Raw genomic sequence first — 22,376 nt, forward strand, 5'->3', positions numbered from 1 at the left:
CGTCTGCTGGGCCCGCTCTGCCGGTTCAGTCGTCATCCGACTCCTGCGGAGCACCCCGACGCAGCCCCTGGAGGATCTCCTCCTGTGTCCTGGGCCTCGCCCTGATGAGCCGCCGGGATGGCTGGGCCTCACTTACATAGTAAAGGCAGGCGTCGATGGTCGACAGGCCGATTCCCTCCAAGCGCGACAGGAGAACCCGATAGAGGTCGAGCTGGGCCAGTTTCTCTCCGGTCTCCTCTGCGGTCCTGGGCCTGGCGCCGGTCTTCCAGTCCACGATGGTGTAGAGCTTGGAACCGTCGTTCTGGTCCAATCCCCCGCGGAAGACGGCATCAAGCTTGCCTTTGACGATGGTGCCGCCCAGGACGGCCACAATGGGACGCTCCACCCAGGCCGGGATCCGCTGGGCCCAATCGGATTCGGCCAGACGGCGCTCCCAGGTCCTGAGGCGATGGGCCGTCTTTTCATCCTGGTCCATCCCGTTCCCTTCCGACTCCAGGGCCGCTATCATCCGGCGACGTTCAGCCAGGGCCTCCGGGCCCAAGGGGCCGACCGACCCTACAAGGCGGCCGTCCGGACTGGATGGGACCGACGATTCATCGGGAGATCCTCCCCCGGCCTGGTCCGCCACATCAAGAAGACCCGAGGAGTCCCGGAGGTCCGGCAGAATGAACCGCTGCGCCCAGTCATGGAAGAGGGTGCCGGCCTGAGCCAAGGGCGAGGCCACACGAGGAACGGGCCTGACCAGCCCCTCCCAATAGTCCCGCTCCCTGGCGGCATCCATCACTCCGGACCTCGCCTGGATGGATGTGACGCTTTGGGCGCCATGGCTGATGATTCCCCGGCCCGCCCGGCGCAGGACATCCAGGTCTGTAACCAGACGGTCCCCGGCGACCCCCAGGCGGCCGGTGCCCACCTGCAGCACCCGGACCGCAGCGGAGTAAAGACTGTCCTCTCCATGTCTGGTCCCGGTTGGATCGGCGTCGGGGCCAACCCAATCGGCGCTGCGGCGAAGGGCCCTGCCGACCCGGGATCCCAGGCCGATCGGCCAGAAGGACCGGTCGGATTGCTCCTGTCTGCCTGCCAGTTGGTCCACTTGATCCAGGGGCGCCTGAACCAGGACATCCCGGTAGGCACCGGCATCGCGGCCGAGCAGAAGGCCCACGGGAGGGGTCGGCGGGCAGACAGCCCCCTCGTCGGACTCCTGGTCCCTGGCGATGGGCTCCAGCCTGATGGCTTCCGGATCGCCGCGCAGACCATCGACCAGTTCCAGCCAGAAGTTCGAGGCTTTGGCATCGGCATCGACCTGGGGGGTGTTGAGGGCGGGATTGGTGTCGTTGGCCTTCTCGCTGAAGGTCATGAGGAGGTCGTGCCGGGCCCTGGTCACGGCCACATAGGCCAGCCTTCGCTCGTCGTTGTGGTAGCGGTTTCCGTATTCCTCTTTCTGCGGCAAGTATCCCCTGCTTCCCATGAAGTCGCAGGGCTCCCCATCCTCGTCCACACCGGTGGCCCTTATCCCGCCTATTGCCTCGTCCTCCAAGGCGGGCAGATCCAGACCGCCAAGGTCGTCCCCAGGATCGGACCCGAGCCGGGCGTCATGGGGGAACCTGGGCAGGATCATGGCATCCGCCCTGACCGGAACGGGTACTGCCTGGGGATTCTCCAGCCAGGTGCGAGCCGTGTTCAGGTAATTGAACGGCACACCGTCCCGCCCCACATCCGATGTCCCGCCCTTGCGCTTCTCGATCCTCAGGTTGTCTCCCTGATTGCTGGGGAAGGCCCTCTGGGCCAGCCCCACTACGGCCACGGCATCCCACTCCAGGCCTTTGGCCTGGTGGATGGTCATCAGGGCCACATCGGCATGGTTGTCGATCCCGGTATCAGGCAGGTCGGGGCTCTGGACCATGGCATCCACCCAGGCCACGAACCCGGGCAGGCTGGGCCCCAGACCGGCAGGAAGCTCGGAGACATAGGTGTCCACCTGGTCCAGGAGGGACTCGATGCCGGTCTTGGCCTGGCTGGGTTGCAGGGGCTGGTCAGGCTGGTCCATGGCCCTGGAAAGGACCAGGTCGATGTCCAGGTCCAGGGCATGGATGGCGGCGATGACGACCTGCCTGAGCGGGGCGGATGACTGGGACTGTACCTCCTGTATGACCTCGGCGGCATGGGTTGCCAGATTGCGGCCACGGGGACTGAGCCTGGAGGTCCGCAGGAGGTCTGCCAGGTCGTCGCGCAGGAGGAGGTCGATCAGGAAGAGTGAGTTGGGCACCTGGTCCCGGTGCTCACGGACCAGATCGCTTCTGGCCTCCCCCTCTTCGGTCTCGGGGACCAACCCTGCCTGGAGGAGGGCCCGGTACTGACTGTCCGCATTGATGGCCTCAGCCAAGGAGGCCAGGGCGCTCAGATCCGCCGAATTCATGCCGAACCGAGCGGAAGCCAGGAGACGCATCAGGGATCTGCTGTCGGTATGGTCGCAGATCACCCTCAGGAGGGCCAGGAGGTCCATGATCTCGGGAAGATCGAAGAGGGCCGAATATCCCACCATCTGACAGGTCAGCCCAGCCGCTTCCAAGGCCTGGCGGTACTGGGGCATTCTGGACTTGGAACGAAAGAGGACGGCCACGTGGGGGGCATCAGGGTCTTCGCCCCGGCCATCGGCGCCCGGCTTGCCGTATCGGGAACGGGCATGGAGGGCGAACCTGACCACCGCATCGATCTCCTGGCCGATGGTGCTGTACCCGAGCAGGCCGATGGTCCCCTGGTCGGCATCTTCCCTGGCCTTCAGGCGGGCCACATCGACCTCGGCCATCCGGGCACTGGAGAACCGATTCGTCTCCTGCCTGAGCGGGGCCGTCAGAAGGTTGGCCGCCCGCAGGACCACCTTGGAATTCCTGAAGGTGCGGGAGAGAGTCAGAGGCTCCTGGTCCTCGGGTCTGCCGAAGGTGGCCAGCCCGCCCATCCGGCCGCCCTGGACCGAGGGCCTCTCGGACAGCATCCCGAACTGGGACTGGAAGGTCCGGAAGGCGCCGGGGCTGGCTCCGCGCCAAGCGTATATGGACTGGAAGGGATCCCCTACGGCGGTCACGGCCGACCTGGATGGATGCGAGCGAGCCTGATTTCGGTCGTCGCCACCATCGATGGGTGCATAATCATCGGGATGGGCCTGGTCACCGGGCTGATCCCACCCGCCTGGACGGTCCTGGCTGACCGGGTGTGCTTCGTCCGGCTCCCCTGCCCGGTCTTCAGGATGGAAGATGGCAGCCAGGAGGAGGGCCTGGGTGGTGGAGGTGTCCTGGTATTCGTCCAGGAACACGTGGGTGAACCTGCGTCGGTAGTGGGCGCCGATGGAGGGGAAGCGGTCAACCAGCTGGAAGGCGGCCAGGGTGAAATCCCCGAACTCGGCCATGTTGGCCTGGCGCTTGGCCTTCTGGTAGTAGTCGGCCAGGGTCAGGAGCTTCTCCCGGGTCCGGGCCGTGCGGAGCAGACGGTTGGCCTGGTAGAGCCGGAAGTCAAGACGCCTCTCCCTCATCTTCCCCAGCTTGAGGGCATAGTCCGCATCGCTGTCCTTCTTCGCCCTTTTAGGGCGTTCCATGGACTTGTCAGAGGGCTCGGCATCCGGTATGGGACGGCCATCGATCAGAGCCTCCGTCCGGTCGATGAAAGCCCGATCCCAGGCCCGCACCCGGGCCAGCGCCCGGTCGAAGTCCGGGCAGTCCCTGCTGATCATGGAGGAGGTCAGCGCACGGGTGATGCCCAGAACCTGGTTGACTGTGGTCTCGAAGGTGCCGGACCCCACGTCATCCTGATCCCCCGCCCTGATCCGGGCCAACCGTGCCGCCTGGTCCGGCCCGCCGATGGTGGCCGCCGAAAACCCGGACAGGGGGTCATCCACGTCCAGACCGCTCTCGGCCTGATCCATGACCTCCCGACGGTCGGGGAAGACCAGGTCGATGTGGTCGGCCACGACCCCGGCAGCCAGCTGGAAGGCCCCCGGTGCGCTCAGGGGCTGGGTGTCCTGGTCCATGCCGACCAGGAGTCCATACTGACGGACGATGGACTGGAAGAAGGCGTCGTAGGTGAAGACCGAAGGCTTGAGGAAGTTCCTCTCAGGGTCCACCCGCCCGGATTGCGAGCCGGGACGGCTCCTGATGACGGCGGCGGAGACCCTGGAGAGAAGCTCGGAGGCCGCCTTCCGGGTGAAGGTCAGCCCCAGGATCTGTTCCGGGGGGACCCCCTTCCCGATCAGTGCGATGATGCGCCGGGTCATGGTCATGGTCTTGCCCGATCCCGCCCCTGCCACGACCAGGAGGTCCTCGCCAACCCCGGCATTAACAATGGCCGACTGCTCTGCTGTCTGTCTCATTCCTGATCCTCCAGAAGGTTGGGGGCCAGCCGCTCCCATGCCGGGCAGACCCCGTCCCTGCCACGGTTGTGACAGCGGGAGGGGTCGAAGAGGGCATCGGGGAGGCTGGCCGAAAGCCTGACCCCGGCGGCGAAGAAGACCCTGGCCACCATGGTCAGGTCCCAGACGATCTGAGCCCCGCCGGTATGGTTGCGGACCATCTCCCAGATCTCCCGGTCAACCCCCTGAGGGGGTTCGGCGGGCAGGTCATCCAGGTCCGCCAACCTGGAGGGATCCGGCACTCCTGTCCTGGCCTGATAGTCGGGGGTGAAAGCTCCGTTGCGGAAGATGGGCGGCTGATAGCGGGCCTCTTCGGGTCTGGTTCCCTTGTCGGGGTCCTTGGGAGGCTTTGCCACATCGAAGAGAATGGACTGGCTGACAGGAAGGCCGCCTAACTGGCCGGGATCGGGGGCGCCGGGCAGGGACCAGCCGGCCTCGGCACTCGCCTGGCCCCCTTCCTCGGAGCTCTGGAAGGCCAGTCCGAGCTGGTAACAGACCAGCTGAAGGTCGTTGAAAAGCTGAATGCCTTTGTGAATGCGTCCGGTCTTGTAATCCACCAGCCGCAGATAGTGCCGACCATCTATGCACCGGGATTCCAGCCTGTCTATCCTGCCGGTCAGTCTGACGGCCGTTCCCGGGGTGAGCGCATCGGGGAATCCACCGACCAGACCGGAGAGGAGGTTGAAGAGCTGCTCCGGGCCCAATGGCCTATCGGGGAAGGTGGCACCCCAGACCTGGCAGAGGCCGTCCATGGTGATGATCGCATTGAAGGAACGCTCGCTCTGGACGCCCTCCAGGCTCCCCGCAGGAATCGGTTTGCTCCCGCCGCACCCGTACCCTTCGGCCGACCCGTGGACGAAGTAGGAGGCCAGATTGTCGATGATCCCCTCGACCTGGCGCTCCCGGCTGTGGATGTCATAGAGCCTCTTGGGGTCCCGGCCGTCAGGAGGATTGCGGGCGAACTCATGGTATATATCCAGCAATTCGGCTGATGCCCTGGCCTGGCGGTCCGCCAGGGATCGGGCATCCCGACCCAGCCTTCCCTGGTCCGGCTTGTCCAGCCCGCGATTGGTGCCCTCTTGGGCGACCTGGTGTATCAGGGAACCGAAATCAGTGGCCACCCTACTTGGCTGGGGACCGGAGTATCGGTAATTCAGGACCCATTCCAGCGGGCACTGCCAGATCCTGTCTACGGCGGATGGAGAGAGTGAGACCGCCTGGGGCCCGACCCGATTCGAAGCCTCCGGCTTTTGGTCAGGAGACTTCCCTATGGTCGGCCCCGGAATCCCGACCTCCCTCGAAGGGGATGGCCCTGTTTCGGACTGGTCTGGTCCGGACTGATCCGCATGTTCCGCTGCTCCAAAACCTGCATACAGGAAGGGCCAGTTTCTAGGGTCGGCCTCCCGCAGACCCGACTTTGAGAGCAGGCGCAGGGTATCGACGGCGTCATCGACCCTGGCCTGGTCGACGCCACCCTCCCGGAGGGCCTGCCTGGCCAGAAGGGAGCGGGCGGCGGCGGTCAGGCCCCTGGGCGAGACCTCCAATCCACCGTATTCACGGCTCTCGTCGGCGCCGGCCCCCACCTGGGTAAAATCCGCCTGGGCCATGTCGGAGGTCCGCTCATAGCACTCGGGAAGATACCCGTAGAGAAAGTCCGAGGGTACCATGTCATCGTTCCAGACGGCGCTGACCCGCACTTGTTCCCCTGCCCGGGTCACCGCTTCCAGGAACCCCTTTTTCTCGGCGTAGAGGATCGACTGGAGCCTGGGATCATGGCTGAAAGAGGACCGGTCGGGGTCCCCGATGCAGTTGTGGAGGACCAGGTCGGCCAGATCCTCGGCCCCGAACATGGTGTCACGGGGGGTCAGGTTGGGCCAGACCCCATCCTGAACGGCCGGGAGCCAAACCAGGGGCCAGACCCTGGCCAGGGCGGCGGCGCCGGCAGGGGTGGTCAGGGTGACCGCGTGCTCGATGGGGCCGATATGAGCCAGGGAGTCCGCCTCGATCTGCATGCTGCGCACCTGGTCCATAAAGGTTTGCACGGTGCGGAACCGCTGGGAACCAGACGCATACTGGAACAGACGCATCAGGGCATCCAGACGGTCGTTGATCTCCTCGCCCTCCTGGGTGGCCACCAGGGCGCGCCGCTGCCAGTCATCGGCCAGACCCAGACTGCGCCAGGCCTCCCAGAGCACGTATTGAGGTTGGGGATCAGGCAGGGCGGCGATCCTGCCGGCTGCGACCCTGGCCACCTTCAGGGCATGGCGGAGGGCGTGTACATCCGGATCCTCCCGGCGGCCGCCCGCGATGGCAGCCATGGCGGTCAGGATCACCGGCGAGGAATCCTGCTGATTCAGCAGGAGCATGGTCTGGAGGGCATCCACACTCAGTCCGGCCGTAGAGGCCGACGCAGTCCCGGCCCCGGAAATCAGCGAGTCGTCGACCCTGATGCCTCTCTGATGGGCCACATCGGCCTCCTGGTCCTGGATGGCCCGGGACCAATCCCTCCAGGTCGCAACCAGATCGGGCAGGACCGACAGGGTTTGTTCGGCGGCATCCGTTGCTTCCGCATTCTCAGCCAAGTCCGGGATGGAGGGGGCTTCTTCGGAGGTTCGGATCCTCGACAGGACAGCCAGGGAATCCATCAGTGATTCCAGGTGCTCCATGCGTACGGGGCGTTCACGTCGGCCCTCCCCCACTTGGGCGCTGATCAGGGGGCTGACCATCAGCGTGCGCAGATGCCGCCTGACCCAGGAGGCGACTGCGGCGGGGCCGTTCTCTTCTGCCGGCAGAGTGGACGGGTCCTGCACGACCCGGGCCAGCTCGACCAAAGCGAAGAGCCCCTGGATGGTCGGCTCCTCGCTGAGCGGCCTGGTGACCGACGAGTATCGGACCGGGACCCCCTGGACTCTGAGTTTGCGGCCCAGGGCGCGAATCGTCGCGTTGTCGTGGGCAATGACGGCCATCTCGTTCCAGTCCCTGCCCTGAGTCAGGAACTCATGCTTGATCTGCCAGACCAGGTCGTCCTCTTCCTGGGCCGGGGTGTGGAAGAGCCTGGCTGTTACCGAACCATCGCCAAGGAGGGGGTTGGCGTGCGTCAAGGGCGCCACAGGCCCGGCGCCTGGCCAGGCGGGCAATTTGCCCGGCCTGTCAGGAAGGGCCCTGTCGTCCTCTTCTAGGCTGGCAATGCCTAGGGAGATACGGGCAGCCACCAGATCCGCATAGGAGCCAGGGCCGTCATGTTTCTCCTTATCGGACGAATGCATGGATGGATTCTGATACGTATCCGCGTCTACTGCGGAATCGTCGCCCGGCTGGCGGATGGAGGCTGCCAATGACCGATCCGGGCCGGATCCACCCGCTTGACCGTCCTTCCGGCCGTCCATGCGGGGGGCCACGATACGACGCGGTTTCAGGACCATCCGCCTCGCATTGAGACAGGCGAAGTCATCAGCCAGCATAGGGACCGCATCCCCATGGGTCTGCACGCTGAGGCAGGTCAGCCGGGCAGCGAGGAATTCCGGATAGGAGCCGCGGAAGGACTGGACCGACTGGTCGCAGTTACCGACAAGGAGCAAACGGCATCCGGACCGGTTCAGGGTCTGGAGGAATCCCATCCCCGCCAGGGTGACATCCTGCCAATCGTCCACGACCAGGAACCGTGGCAGGGCCAGTCCGGCGACCCTGCCAGCCTCCTCGGCTGCCCTGACCATCAGCTGCGACGGATCCAGACGGAATTCGTCGGGGTATGTCCTGTCAATGCATTTCAGGTATTCGTCGTTCAGAGCGAAGGCCAATCGCCATTGCAAGCCAAGACGCTCTTTTCGGTCAAGGTCGATGGATTGGGCGTTTAGGGCGGAAAGGAGCTGACCCCTGTCGCCGGAGGTGACTCCCAGCTCGGTCATCCGGGCGAACATATCGCGCAGCTGGGCGATGAACCGGTTGCTGACCCCTTCAGCCTGGCCGTCCGACTGGGTAACCAGAACCGAGGACCAGCCAGACTCGCTTTGGAAGTAACGCTCCAGCAGCCTGCATACCGCGCAATCGTCGCCCGCCCGGACGTGTTCGATGTGATCGGCCATGACTTGGCGGAGAAGAGCATCCTGTTCGGCCCCGTTGAGGAGCCGGGGAAGCAGGGATCTTCGGGCGTCGGAAAAAGAGACGGCTTGGCTCAGCACCTGGAAGGCCAGGGCCTGAAGGGTGCCCACGGGCCGCGTCCTGCCCGTACTTCCCCGTTCCAGTATGACCCTGCGGCTGACCATGTCCGCAGCAACGCGACCTGAGACCGCCATAAAGGCGTCCCGATCGCCGAAGACCTCCATGCCTGCCAGGAGGGCCCGAGTAGCCACGGCGGTCTTCCCACTGCGGGGCGGACCATCGACGACCAAGACCGACGTGCTCTTCCCATCGGGCCCTTTGAGCCTGTCTGCAGCCAATTCCTGAACCGCTGCTGGGATCTGATCCGCATCCACCGGTCTGTGTTCGTCCATGCCCTCAGGGTAGGCCCTAGGCTGGTCCGTGAGGTTGACGGTCGCCACCGCCCCATCCGTCATAAACATGCCTCTGAGTCAATCAACCAGGGGACAAACGCCCACATTCCACGCCAGCACGCGAAAAGGCACGCTCCCCCGCAGCCGCATGACGCGCCCGCCGCTCGACTCAGACATCATTATCTCCTAGGCCAGAGAAAGAAGAACCGCTCCACGGCCCCGTCGCCCCGTCGTGGTCAAGCTCTTCGATCACGAAGTCGGAATCAGCAAGAGAGAAGGCGCCCGAAGGGCCGACAGGCGCAGTTTCACCAGGCGCGAGCAGACGGCCGGACACCCTGGTCCCATTGGAGGAATGCCGGTCTGTTATCTCGAACCCGCCACCAGGCAGACGGCTGATTTGGGCATGTATCCTGCTGACGTTCGTATTGCCGCCCATATGGATGTCAGCCCGGGCCGATCTCCCTATGGTGGCCGTATCCTGGTTGCAATCCACCTGGTATCCATCCCGGATCCTGGTGACACGGAAGCGGGGCCTCCTGCTCATTTTGGGGCTGGCCGGCCCCTCATCGCCGGAAAGGCCGGAGGCCTCGCCCGCCCTGCGTATGTCCTGGTCGGGATGAGGGGACATGTCCAGAACGGTGTCCCCGTCATTGCCTTCATCCGAAAGTCGAATTCCCGGATTGCCATCGGGTTCCAGAACCCGATCCCCAGAGGGAGCCCCCGCGGCAGCTCCCTCCTCCGGCAGCTTGAGAATCGTTTCCGAGTAGTATTCATCTTCCTCGCCATGGGATTCACCCGCATGATCCCCGGTCGGATCCATGCCGGATGAGCCCGTCCCGGCATCGTTCTGGCTCCGGGCTTCAAAGCCCGAGGATGCGGCGCTGGCGCCATCGCCTCCCGGCAGGGTCCGGGGCCTGCCTGCCGGAAGGATCGATGCCAGCATGGCATGGTAGGCATCCGCGCTGAACTCCTTGCTTGTTCGCGTGAACGCCTCAACCGACCGCGACCACTCCGGGTGCCCGAAAGCGCCAGTGTCGACCTTGCTGAGTCTGAAAAGCAGGGAAAGGGGACTGGCATCGAAGCAAGGGCCATTGACGATGGGAACCTGCATCATTCGCGGAACCGTGTCATCACCGGCAAAGTAGAGGTAATCCTGATGCCAGAGCACCGTCTGCAGGACCGCGCGCTCCTCCGCGCACACCCGGGCCACATCCCCTATGGCCTGCAAGACCCCGGCATACCGGTCCGCGGTCATACCATGCCGCAGAACACGACCCAGGGATGTGGCTCCGGTCAAATCATAGTAGAACCTGGCATCTCGCAGATCCCCCTCATAGGTGAAAGGGAGCAGGTAATCCGCATACCTTCCCGAAAGCAGAACCTGGGCCAGCGCCAGGTCAGGTATTTCACCCCGGGTCGGTTTTACCGCCAGCGTGCGAGCTCCGGAAGCACGGTCACGCCTGACCCTGCACTTCACCCTAGCTCATCCTTATCTTCGACAGCTGCCCCTGGGCGAAACCAAGGAAACCGTCCGAACCCGCCATGGCATACTTCATCAGGCGATCGAACTGGTCATCATCCATGCCGCCCTGGCAGTTCACCACGAACACCGTGCGGAAGACCAGGCCTTCCTCGGAACTCTGCAGATAGGCAGCCGGCCCCTCATAGTCCCGGTTCCAGGCATTGCAGCAATCCTCAAGCAACTCGCGCTGGCCATTCGGATGACTGCCCTGTTCAGTCCCGCGAACCACCAGATACTCATGATGCTCGCCATCCATAGCGAAGGTGAGCATGATATTGGCCCACATTCCAAACCAGGCATGTTCATAATACTCGACATGGAAATTCTGCTGATCCATCCACCGCTTGATCCGGTCATCGTCGACGACGGTAGCCGGTCCTGCATCACGCTGCGTCACTATTCAGCCTCTCTTTCCATATGGCCCGCTGGGGATACGTATTGGATCCGGGTATTGCTCGCCCAACCAGGCATAGAAGGTCTGCACGGTATTCAGCGAATCATTCAGCCTCGCCCCGAAGACATCGTCACGTTCATCCCACATAAGCTGGCCGACACTGAAAACCCGCACGGCTCTGTCTTCTTCCACCGAGGGTTCGCTGGCGTAGGCCTTGGTCCATGCCGCAACGCTGTTCCATTCATTGCAGACATCGGCGGCATCGCGGTACCGGGCCGAGCTGAATCCGCGGCTCCACAGACTCCTGAAACTGATGGAGTCCAGACCAGCCGTCAGGGTATACAGCACCTCGCCCTCGAGCAGGGTGGCCAGAACCGACTCGCCGTCGGCATCAATGAAAACGGGCACGCCCCTCTGGCCGAGCATACCGGCCAGGCGGGCAAGAGGGGCAGGCAGCTCTGCCGGCGGTTTCTCGTTCAGCGTCGGCGAGCCGCCCATCGTCGATTCTTGCCCTGCATCAGCACCGTTCATATCGGCCTTCTTCCCTCCCGCATCGTCGGGGTTTGCGCTTCCTTGTTGCCGAAGAGGAGTCATTGTCTGTTCCGGTCTTCTGGATACTGTGCCGTGCCAGTCTGACTCGCGCTGAGGCTCCCGTTATCGACATGAGGATGGCGACGACGCGAGGGGACGCACATGATGGCCAGCTGGACGACCGCAGCCAGAAGGAGGATGATGATCACCGGGGGCGAAGGGGCGGACAGGTCCAGCTCTTTTTGGGCATCCGACACCATCGGACCGGCAATCAGACCCACGGCCACCACCGTCAGCGCGTAAGGGACCAGCGCCAGCCACCCCGACAGGGCCAGGTCATGCAGACGCCGCACCGTCAGGGCATACATGGGCGCCAACACCGCCAGGGAGAACAGCCCCGGTATGACGGCCAAGGGGCCTGAGGAGAACAGGCCGGTCAGACAGGTGGACATGACCCAGATGAACGCAGCGAAAATCCATACCTCCTTGCGGCAGGAACGCCCCTTTCCCCTCGCGTACAGGTAGAAAGGCCGCTGCAGGCACTCCTGCATGGTCGCGTCGTACATGGGCTCGTACCCTTTCATCACATCCACACGACGCGGCCTCTTCGAGAACAAGGCACTGGTCATAACCATCACCTTTCCTTTCTTCATAAACACGTCCCGACGGTCCGTCAGAACGGAACATCCGATATTGATGTCAACGGCAGCATGCCCATGGCGCCTTCCGGCGTCACCGGCTGGCGTCATCGTCATTATTGGAGGCTCCCAGGAGGGAGGCGATCAGCACGATCAGATCACACACCAGCGCCCAGGCCGCCAGCCATTCGAAAGCCGCGTCACGATGCGTGTCCGCGCACTTCTCGATCGCCCACATGTCCAACACGAACCACAAGGCGCCGACCACGCCCACCACACAGCACCAGAACAAGGAAGCGCCAGCCGACCCCGTCACCCTGGCCAGCATCCAGGACGGCACCACACACAACACCACCATCGCCGCCCACGACAGGAACCCATTGCGCACCAGCCGCATCAGCAACGGAAACACCAACACCCCGACAGCCACCAACACAGCCACCGACACCAACACCCACCGGAACACACCACCAGAAGTACGGCCGGCAGCACCGGATATGACGCCGAACCCCGGAGCGAACGGAAGCGACAAGACCACGAACCAAGGCCCCGGACGCCCCTTCCCATCCTCATACCGCCCCAACAGGATCCACACAGCAAGTCCGGAAAGCACAGCAAGCAAACAAGAATCGGCTATCCAGGCACGCACCCAATCCTGGCTGTCGTCGGTTAGGACGAGCCAGCCGCAGGCGACCCCGGCCACATAGGCCATCCCGTACAGCACCGTCTTCCACAGCACCCCGCCCAAGGACAACTCACGGGCCCCAGGCCGCGCATGCGGCACGCTCCCGACCACACGCGACATGACCGACGACAGGACAAACGCATCAACCCGATCATCAGCACCATCCGACCCCATGTCAGCACCCGTCCGCTCAACGCTAGACACAGCCATCTTCATCACCTACCTTCGCCCTGCACCTGTGCAAACACGGGACTCAAAAATCCAACTATCGGCGATACCGGCTTCAAACAACCAAGGCCCTCAGACACCGACGTCTTCCATCCGGCACTACCTTTATCCTGATTATAAACCTGACGCTTCAAGGCATCGACATCGTCTTCGACCACGAAGGAGCGGACGGATCCAGACCTCTTGGGGCATCCAACATGATCGGACCGGCAATAACGGCAGCACGCCCATGGCGCCTTCCGGCGTCACCGGCTGGCGTCATCGTCATTATTGGAGGCTCCCAGGAGGGAGGCGATCAGCACGATCAGATCACACACCAGCGCCCAGGCCGCCAGCCATTCGAAAGCCGCGTCACGATGCGTGTCCGCGCACTTCTCGATCGCCCACATGTCCAACACGAACCACAAGGCGCCGACCACGCCCACCACACAGCACCAGAACAAGGAAGCGCCAGCCGACCCCGTCACCCTGGCCAGCATCCAGGACGGCACCACACACAACACCACCATCGCCGCCCACGACAGGAACCCATTGCGCACCAGCCGCATCAGCAACGGAAACACCAACACCCCGACAGCCACCAACACAGCCACCGACACCAACACCCACCGGAACACACCACCAGAATAGCGGGCGCCAGAACCCGATATGACGCCAAACCCCGGAGCGAACGGAAGCGACAAGACCACGAACCAAGGCCCCGGACGCCCCCTCCCATCCTCATACCGCCCCAACAGGATCCACACAGCAAGTCCGGAAAGCACAGCAAGCAAACAAGAATCGGCTATCCAGGCACGCACCCAATCCTGGTCCTGGTCAAACAGGAGGAACCAGCCGCAGGCGAACCCGGCCATATAGGCCATCCCGTACAGCGCCGTCTTCCACAGCACCCCGCCCAGGGAGAACTCACGGGCCCCAGGACGCGCATGCGGCACGCTCCCGACCACACACGACATGACCGACGACAGAACAAACGCATCAACCCGATCATCAGCGCCATCCGACACCCCCCCGGCACCGGCACGCCCGCCACTTGACTCAGACATCACCACCACCCATCCTTCGCTCTACAGACTCGACGCCAGCGGCACCAGGAAGCACAGCCCCGGCGTCACCGGCTGGCGTCATCGTCATTATTGGAGGCTCCCAGGAGGGAGGCGATCAGCACGATCAGATCGAACACCAGCGCCCAGGCCGCCAGCCATTCGAAAGCCGCGTCACGATGCGTGTCCGCGCACTTCTCGATCGCCCACATGTCCAACACGAACCACAAGGCGCCGACCACGCCCACCACACAGCACCAGAACAAGGAAGCGCCAGCCGACCCCGTCACCCTGGCCAGCATCCAGGACGGCACCACACACAACACCACCATCGCCGCCCACGACAGGAACCCATTGCGCACCAGCCGCATCAGCAACGGAAACACCAACACCCCGACAGCCACCAACACAGCCACCGACACCAACACCCACCGGAACACACCACCAGAAGTACGGCCGGCAGCACCGAAACCCACGCCGAGCCCCGGAGCGCACGGGAAAGACAAGACCACGAACCAAGGCCCCGGACGCCCCTTCCCATCCTCATACCGCCCCAACAGGGTACACACAGCGAATATGGAAAAAAGAGCAAGCAAACAAGACTGAACTATCCGCATGCGCACCCAATCCTGGCTGTCGTCGGTTAGGACGAGCCAGCCGCAGGCGACCCCGGCCACATAGGCCATCCCGTACAGCACCGTCTTCCACAGCACCCCGCCCAGGGAGAACTCACGGGCCCCAGGCCGCGCATGCGGCACGCTCCCGACCACACGCGACATGACCGACGACAGGACAAACGCATCAACCCGATCATCAGCACCATCCGACACCCCGCTGGCACCGGCACGCCCGCCGCTCGACTCAGACATCACCACCACCCATCCTTCGCTCTACAGACTCGACAACACAGTCCCCAAAGGACCGGCTACCGGCAAAAGAGGATTCAAATAACCAAGCCCCTCAGACACAGTCGTCTCCCAGCCACCACTCTTCTGCTCAGAGTTATGGACCTGACGCTTCAAGGCATCGACATCGTCTTGGACCACGGAACGGATTCCGCGGGTAACGGTCTCGTACAGAGGGTTTTTTCGCACGGCGGCAAGCGCGCCTTGCACCCCATTATTCTTGATGACAAAATCCTTGACCTTGGCAGCCGCTTCCCCCGCATCGCGGGCTACGAATTTCGGCCCCTCGATGTCGAACTTCACATACGTATACAGCATTGCGTCAGAGGCCCTTGTAGCGGCAGCTTTTGCAGATGACCACACTCCGCGCCCGAATCCCTTCATCCACAGCAGGGGCGTGCTCATGCGCTTGGATGAAGTCGCCGCCAAGGATTTGGCTCCCGCTACCCACTTCGAAACCGGCAGGATGCCGTTCGGCCGGCCCATCATCGTTGAAAAGTGGGAAACCAGATAACCGCCTTGCTGCGTCGGGTCACCCAAAAGCCTCAGCTTTGAAAGAACCGACATGTCCTTTCCTCCGCTTTGGAATAATTCCAGTCCTGTCGAAAGACTCTTGCCCACACCTTTTAAGCCAAACCTTGCCAAACCAAGAGAAATAAAAGAAAGAATAGCCTCCCCCCATGACTCGTCGCCCTCCAAAGCAGCCATTACATCGTTGATGAAACCGATCGCAGCGAAAGCAAAGATGATTATGCCGATAATGCCTTCACCGCCCAGAATAAGAGAGGCAATGCCGAATATCATGCTGCCTATCTCGGCCACCTTGCCTATGACGCTCCAGGCGCTGCTGTAATACACCCTCTCCCACCACGAGGCCGAAGGCAACTCCTCCAGATAACCCCGCAGCGAGGACCCGGTTACCCTTGCTTTTTCACTGTACACATCGCTGATCGAATCCAGACGCGTCATGGCAGCCTGATACGAATCCTGAGCAGAATTCACCTGAGTGCGAAAATCAGCCACACTCTTCTCAGCCCGCTGGACACGACTTACGGTTTCCTTTTCATCCGCCTTGGAGACATCCTGGCCCACCTTCTGCCTAAGACGCATCTGCAATTCAGCGGATTGCGCACTGCGCGCACTGGCAGAAGCGTCATCGAGCTTAACCTCAGCCGCATGCATATTCTCAAGCGCCTGCCTGGCATCGTCATACGCCCTATGAGCCTCCCACTGGCATTGATCCATGCTCGACTTCCAGGAATTGAGAGTGTCGTAGGCACTAGCTAATCCCTGGGACAGGTTTTTCATATCCTCAGGAAAGTGAGACAGCTTCTTTGCATACTGGTCTGCAGCATCCCCGACAAACACCGACCCGCCCTTGTCGGGCACAATCCTGTTCAAGACAGCAACCAAGGAGTCGACCGACTCCTTTTTGTCTCTCAACCTCGCCGCGCAAACCCCAACGCCATCGGGATCGCCCGGCACAGGATCAGCCGCATACCCGATCACGCTCCAGTCAACATGCAAACTCATCGCTGACCACCTCCATCAATCCATAACGACAACGTACCGGTAATCAGATCAAACAACTCAAAAAGCTGGGCTTCCACATCCGTGCAGAAAGTCTGCCCCGTCACCAGCACTATACGGCCGCCAAAGGGCACATACGTCTGGAAAATCGAGTATTTGACCCCCTGGGCAGCTTCCTGAGGACGAAAAACACGATGCCCCAGCACCCGCAAGGCCATACCCGCCTTAGGAATCGAGACCTGGGAAATGTCGGATTCGCTCTCTCCTGACGACTCTTCGTCATTCTGACGGACCGTGGCGGCAATGGCATCAAAAACTGACACGTCTTCCTGGTCGGGAGGCGGGGGCAGAACGGACACCGTAACAGAGGCGCTCAGCAGACCATCCGTGGTGGGCGCCGCCAAGGAGGCTCCATACCGAACACCCATAGCCCAGGATGATGTCAGCTCCTTGAAAAGGGCATCTTCAAGCTTTTTGCGGTAAATATGCAAGGCAGGAACTTGCTCGATGATTCTCATGGACTGCTCCTTGGCGTAATCCTGCCTTCCCCTGCGGGAGAGATCCATGACCTTCCAATCGGCTGGTATGTCCATGCTGAACTGTATCCCGGCCTCTTCCATGACTATCTTCCTCCGAACTGGGGCCCGTCACCCTGCTCAATCTGCTGACCCAATTGATTATCAAGTTTTTGAAATTGATCAATAAGGTTTCCAAGCATCGAAGCAAAGTCTCCGGCTTTCTTGGAGTACTTGCCACTGGCATTTTTAAGGCGGCGCACATACGAGTCATACGCGTCGACGACCACCATACTGCCCAAGGCAACTTCGTCTATCTCCACACCCGAAAAATCGTCAAGAATCTGTTTGACTTTTTCCAGACCCTGCTTGAATTTTTTCAACTCATCATAGGAAACAACAACTCTGTCAGCCACGGTCAGTTCTCCTTTCCACCTTGGCGCTCAGCCCTCCGAACCTGATCACATCATTGTCAGCCAGAACAGTTCGTTTCTTCTCAGGCAGTTGAATATAGGTGCCGTTTGACAGAACGAAGGTCCCGTTGGCCGATCCCAAATCCATGGCCCATACCTGACCGATGGAGGTCACTCCAAACTCGAAATGCCTTCTCGATGTCTGCTGGGACGGATCATCCACCACCAAATATGCATCATAATTCTCACCAGGCTGTTTCGGCATTCTGCCAACCACGCAGCGCCGGGCACAGGGCACACGGCGGCCGTCCGAGAATACCAGGTCATATGATGAGCCATCTGCACCTGCAGGACCTTCATGAACCTGCCTTGGCGTTAGGGATCCATCATGTAAATCCCATTTGCCGACAGCTTCTGGTTGCATAATGGGCGGCAGATTAGGGATCTCCGGTATAATTCTGGCAGGCTGTGCGGTTTTAGCCAGCCCTGTTTCCTGTTTTCTATGGCTCACGATATATCATCGCCCTTCATATGGGGCTGGAAGGGGAAAGTCAGTTCACTTCCGGGCTCGGGAAACTGCACAGACACTGTGGTTGTTCCGAATCGTGCGAAACCCCTGCCTCGAGGCATGTCAGAGCTGAACTGCGAGCGCTTTAATCTGGCTCCAATCAAATCGGCATACAGCATCTCTTCAGGCCTGATCAGCACGCCCTGTTTGATCTTCTTCATTGAAGCCCCCCAGTTCCCGAAGCCCTGGGGGAAATCGACGATATCTCCAGCAAAGATGCATGAGGCGTCACTGTTCGATAATGATCCAACCAGGTTCTGCATCCACCCGCTGGCGGGAATCTCCTTGAGCAGCTGACAGTCGTCAAACACCAGGAGATTGCCTTTGAACCCCGTTTCGGTTCTGCTTTCCACGGCCTTCTCGTCGTCATTGCGGGCGTATGGTTCAAGATTCTCCTGCGTCAGGTCCGCAGGGGTCGTGAACAAGCGCACAACCCCGGGCACCCCGTCGAAACGCCTCAGGGCATTGTCCTTGGGGGCCGCGATGACCAGATGGTATCCAGCAGACAGCGCCATGTTGGACAGCCAGACCAGCAACGTCGTCTTGCCGCTCTGCATGCCGCCGAAAATCGGAAGGATCGGCGTTGCGCCCGGATCGTAGGCAATGAGATCGTTGTCCTCACCGCCAATGCCCAGAGGCAGCAGGCCACTGGCCAGAGGCTTGGATTCCTCGACCAAGGCGTATAGCTGGTCGAAGGATACCTCATCGGGCAGCTGTTCGACGTTGAAGGGCAGACGGGACCGCGAGAGGCCGGCGTCCCTGCCGGAAGCCAGAGCGACACCGGCGGCGCGGATGGCCTCGGATTCCTGTTGGCCCACCACACCCCGGCGAATCTGCGCAATCTGAATCTCAGCATCGTCAACGGATTGGTAACCTCGACCGTCCGCCATCTTGTCAGGTACTTCCTTGGCGGGGATCCCGATTTCCGAATAGTCGGTCTTGTCGACCAGCCGCAGCATGATCTTGCTGTCTGCCAGCAGGGTCATTCGACCTGACAGGAGGGAGCGGTCGCCGGTAAGGATGAAATGCACGCCGACCGACGGCCCCTCCCGCATCAGATTCTGCATGCGACTGATCAGGGAACCGCCGTCATAGGATTCGAAGGTGGAGCTGTACCCGTCCCAGGAATCCAGCATGACCAGCATATGTGGCAGGGTCTGGTCCTCATGATCCTGGTCAAGCCCCCGATTGAACTCGTCGATATTGCTGTATCCGCCCTTGGAGAGCGTGGCCGACCTGGCCTTGAGCACCCTTTCGATCTTGTTCAGGAGCCGTTCGATCTTCTGCGTTTCGCTGCGCAGGGCCACAACCCCAACATTGGGGAAGGCCGTGAGAGGGGCGAGGCCGCCATTGCCGCCATCGATGCAATAGACCTGGACCTTCGTGGGTGCATACCTTTCGCAGGCAGAGAAGGCTATGGTCCGAAGGGCCGTGGTCTTGCCGCTGCGCGACGTGCCGATGACAAAGAGGTTGCCGAAAGTCGACATATCGAGGAAAACCGTGTTCTGCTTCTGCAGTTTGGGGTAATCCCCCATGGCAAAGGGGACTTGAAGGCTGGACTGGGCATCGCCATCTTCGCTGTCGGGCAGATCATCCAGACCAATCTCATCGGTCAAGGCAGGCAGCCAGGGCTGCCGCTGCTCGGGAATGCCCTCATCCTTGGCAACCTCGCAGATGCTCCCGACCAACTTCATAAGGTCGGTCACGCTTACATCGCCCTTGTCCTCTTTCGACTTGGGACGCGCAGGAGCAGGCCGGCCGATCTGAGGGAAGGAGAGCACACGGACGAAAGGCTTCTCTGTTTTTTTCTCAGTCTTGTCATTCGGGTCGATATACCTGCCTCCTACCCTGGCGGACTGGAAGGGGACCAAGGAATTCGACCCGAGCCTTACAACGGCCCTGCCCGGTGTGGACTTGCTGATCAGCGACGCATCCTTGGCGTCGATCACATCCTGGCTTTCGCTGTCGTCCGTCATGCGCAGGGCTATACGAAGGTTGGTGTTCGCCCTGATCTCCGGAGAGACCACACCTCCGGGCCGCTGAGTCGCCAGGAGAAGGTGGATGCCCAGTGACCTGCCCCTTTGCGCAATATTCACGAGTCCGGTGACAAAGTCGGGAAGCTCCCTGGCCAGGGAGGCGAACTCGTCGATGACGATCAGCAGACGGGGAATCTCCGTCAGATCAGGGTGGAGCTCACGCAAATCCATGTAATCGTCAAGGTCCTTGGCACCGGCGAGGGCCAGAAGATGCTCGCGGTAGTTCAGTTCCGCGCCGAGCGAGACCAAGGCCCTGGTAACCAGGTGGTTGTCAAGGTCCGTGACCATTCCGACCGTATGGGGAAGCTTGACGCAATCCTTGAACGCTGCGCCTCCCTTGTAATCGACAAGCACGAAGTTCAGCGATTCCGGCCTATTCGCCACGGCCAGCGAAGCCACTAGTGACTGGAGCAACTCTGACTTGCCCGAGCCGGTTGTGCCGGCAATCAACCCATGGGGCCCGTCTTTGGCGATGTCAAGGCCGAAGGGGCCGTCGACCGATTCGCCGATCACGCAGTAGGTCGAGCGGGGTTGCAGAGCCCACCGGGCTTCGATCTCTTCTGAGGTCGGCGTCAGCTTCAGCAGGTCCAGGAGTTTGCTTTGTGAAGGAATGGCGGACTGGCTCTCATCTGGGCTGCCGTCCTCCACAGGCGCCAGGGCCAAGGCCAGGGAGTCCAGCCATTGCCTCGAGACCAGGTCCGGCATGACCTCATTGAGGTCATCGGCAACATTGCTGCGGACCTTCAGCTCGCCGGCCTCGCCGGTCACCACAGTCTGGCATTCCTCAGGCAGGAGCCGCTCGTCGATCTCCACGCAGAGCATGTACATGCCGACCTGCGGGCCCTCCTTGAGCAGTCTGATGGTGCCTGGCATGGATCTGAGCACATGGGCATGCTCCATGACCACAACCACGGAGGGACCGGCCCACTTCTGCATGGACTGGGAATGCATCATTTCCTTGCGGTCGTCCAGCATGGCGACAAGTTCCGAAATCCTCATGGCTATGTCTTCCGCACCCGTTGCCAGGGTGCGAACCGTATTCTGCCCCTCTTGGGGAACCAACTGGGGAAGCCATTGAGCAAAGCTCCAATCAATCTGCGCCTGAACGTAGGAAGACCGATTTTTTTCGCTCTGCTTCCGAGATCCGGGGGAAAGCAAGTATACCGACAGGTCACGGGCCGAATGGAGGGCCGCCATCTGAGCGACCATCCACTGCACCGTTGGGAATATGACCGATTGCTCGCCGGTGCAACCCAGACATCCGGCTTCCGGCAGGCTCACCACGACAGGGAACTGATGAAGGTCCCAGGTCTTGACTCGTTCGAATTCGAGATTGTCCGGCGTCTCCAGGGATATGTGCGATTTCACGGTTCCTGTGCCTATGCGCAGTCCAAGCCAGGAATCATCCGAGGCCCTTCTGTTCCATAGCTGGGCAGTATGCCTGGTGCCTATATCGAGCAAAGCGGCGGGATCGGGATACTCCGTCCGGACATCATGAATCTCCTGCCTCAGCGCTTGATTGGCCTTCTTCGTTATCAGATCCCGGCTCTTCTCATACCGCTTGACCTGTGCCTTGTACCTCTTCTTCATGCTGCTGTTGCCGGAGAAGTACGAGGCCACCATCATCACCGGAGACATGATGCCGAAGGCGAGGTAGGAATAATTCTTCAGGATGACGGCCATGCCCACTGACATGGCCAAAGGCAAGAGAGTCGATATGATCGGAATCGGAGCCTTTTCCGGACGGGTGGGGGCAGCCGGCAAAGTGAATCGCCTGGTCTTTACTTCGTTCCGAATCTTCGGCGGGCGGGTATACAGCCAATGCCCGGGGCTGTCCTCCACATTGACCGGGACGGAATCGTCATGACCTTTGGTCACACTGACGATGAACTCGGGGAGCACCAGCTCCTGGCCATATTCGAGCTTGGTCGGTTCCACCAGCTCATGGCCTTCCATCCATATATCGGAGTGGAGCTCCCTCTTCGTCCTATGGAAGAAGAGGCCTGTCTTGGTCCGAGCGCCTTCCCTCACATTGGGTATGACCATCAGACCGCCATCAGGATGCACGTCAAGAAGGAAATCCGCACTGACCGATACCTGTTCCGGATCCATTAGGGAACTCATCTTCAGGATTCCTGGAAGAACGTCATATATGGCACCGGCGTTGACTCCACTCAGAAAACGCAACTGCACCGCCGCAGGGTCGTCGATCGAACATGCGAGAGGGTTGACGATCCGCGCGCCCTCACACAGGAGGGAGATCCATGACCCTTCATGCAGACCGATTCTGTTGAGCGTCTGACGAGGATCCACCTGGCGGCCGTCGACATTGACACCCGTGACGCTGCCGCCCGTCTCTTTGGCGATGCCGGCCAGCGAGGGGACGACATCCGCCAAGGTCGACTCCCCGGGGACGTCCAGGTAAGCCGTAAAACGGGTATCCGACTTGGAATCATGAATATTGACCAATCCCTGCATG

General features: G+C 61.5%; 14 protein-coding genes. All 14 read right to left on the bottom strand.

Annotation, left to right across the window (positions count from 1 at the left end; all coding sequences use genetic code 11):
- Positions 1-25 precede the first annotated feature (25 nt).
- The 14 genes from J3T95_RS04250 to J3T95_RS04315 all read right to left on the bottom strand — a co-directional run bounded on the left by J3T95_RS04250 (position 26) and on the right by J3T95_RS04315 (position 22,375).
- Positions 26-4,360: a UvrD-helicase domain-containing protein gene (locus J3T95_RS04250; protein ID WP_267450490.1), complete on the bottom strand. Its 4,335-nt coding sequence runs from the start codon at positions 4,358-4,360 to the stop codon at positions 26-28.
- On the bottom strand, positions 4,357-8,952 hold the full coding sequence (locus J3T95_RS04255; RefSeq protein ID WP_267450491.1) for a PD-(D/E)XK nuclease family protein: 4,596 nt from the start codon (positions 8,950-8,952) through the stop codon (positions 4,357-4,359). Before J3T95_RS04255 ends, J3T95_RS04250 begins: the two co-directional genes overlap by 4 nt.
- 106 nt (positions 8,953-9,058) lie before the next feature.
- On the bottom strand, positions 9,059-10,366 hold the full coding sequence (locus J3T95_RS04260) for an FHA domain-containing protein (RefSeq protein ID WP_267450492.1): 1,308 nt from the start codon (positions 10,364-10,366) through the stop codon (positions 9,059-9,061).
- Position 10,367: 1 nt separating this feature from the next.
- Positions 10,368-10,808 (bottom strand): YbjN domain-containing protein, encoded by a 441-nt coding sequence (locus J3T95_RS04265; protein ID WP_267450493.1) that lies wholly within the window; start codon positions 10,806-10,808, stop codon positions 10,368-10,370.
- A 3-nt stretch (positions 10,809-10,811) separates the two neighbouring features.
- Complete coding sequence (locus J3T95_RS04270) at positions 10,812-11,336, bottom strand: hypothetical protein (RefSeq protein WP_267450494.1); 525 nt, start codon at positions 11,334-11,336, stop codon at positions 10,812-10,814.
- A gap of 59 nt (positions 11,337-11,395) precedes the next feature.
- A complete protein-coding gene (locus tag J3T95_RS04275; protein WP_267450495.1) occupies positions 11,396-11,971 on the bottom strand; it encodes a DUF805 domain-containing protein in 576 nt (191 codons plus the stop codon).
- A 97-nt stretch (positions 11,972-12,068) separates the two neighbouring features.
- The gene (locus J3T95_RS04280; protein WP_267450496.1) at positions 12,069-12,875 is read right to left on the bottom strand and encodes a hypothetical protein; all 807 of its coding nucleotides are present in this window, start codon (positions 12,873-12,875) and stop codon (positions 12,069-12,071) included.
- Between the two features lie 257 nt (positions 12,876-13,132).
- Positions 13,133-13,933, bottom strand: coding sequence for a hypothetical protein (locus J3T95_RS04285; protein WP_267450497.1), 801 nt, complete (start codon positions 13,931-13,933; stop codon positions 13,133-13,135).
- Between the two features lie 65 nt (positions 13,934-13,998).
- Complete coding sequence (locus J3T95_RS04290) at positions 13,999-14,799, bottom strand: hypothetical protein (RefSeq protein ID WP_267450498.1); 801 nt, start codon at positions 14,797-14,799, stop codon at positions 13,999-14,001.
- A gap of 21 nt (positions 14,800-14,820) precedes the next feature.
- Positions 14,821-16,368 (bottom strand): WXG100 family type VII secretion target, encoded by a 1,548-nt coding sequence (locus tag J3T95_RS04295; RefSeq protein ID WP_267450499.1) that lies wholly within the window; start codon positions 16,366-16,368, stop codon positions 14,821-14,823.
- Positions 16,365-16,985: a hypothetical protein gene (locus tag J3T95_RS04300; RefSeq protein WP_267450500.1), complete on the bottom strand. Its 621-nt coding sequence runs from the start codon at positions 16,983-16,985 to the stop codon at positions 16,365-16,367. The genes J3T95_RS04295 and J3T95_RS04300 overlap by 4 nt, the downstream gene beginning before the upstream one ends.
- A 2-nt stretch (positions 16,986-16,987) precedes the next feature.
- Positions 16,988-17,296 (bottom strand): hypothetical protein, encoded by a 309-nt coding sequence (locus J3T95_RS04305; RefSeq protein ID WP_267450501.1) that lies wholly within the window; start codon positions 17,294-17,296, stop codon positions 16,988-16,990.
- On the bottom strand, positions 17,289-17,558 hold the full coding sequence (locus J3T95_RS04310; protein ID WP_267450502.1) for an FHA domain-containing protein: 270 nt from the start codon (positions 17,556-17,558) through the stop codon (positions 17,289-17,291). The genes J3T95_RS04305 and J3T95_RS04310 overlap by 8 nt, the downstream gene beginning before the upstream one ends.
- 242 nt (positions 17,559-17,800) lie before the next feature.
- Complete coding sequence (locus J3T95_RS04315) at positions 17,801-22,375, bottom strand: FtsK/SpoIIIE domain-containing protein (RefSeq protein WP_267450503.1); 4,575 nt, start codon at positions 22,373-22,375, stop codon at positions 17,801-17,803.
- Between the last annotated feature and the right edge of the window lies 1 nt (position 22,376).

The sequence above is a fragment of the Bifidobacterium sp. B4079 genome (assembly GCF_026537385.1).
GTDB lineage: Bacteria > Actinomycetota > Actinomycetes > Actinomycetales > Bifidobacteriaceae > Bombiscardovia > Bombiscardovia asteroides_I.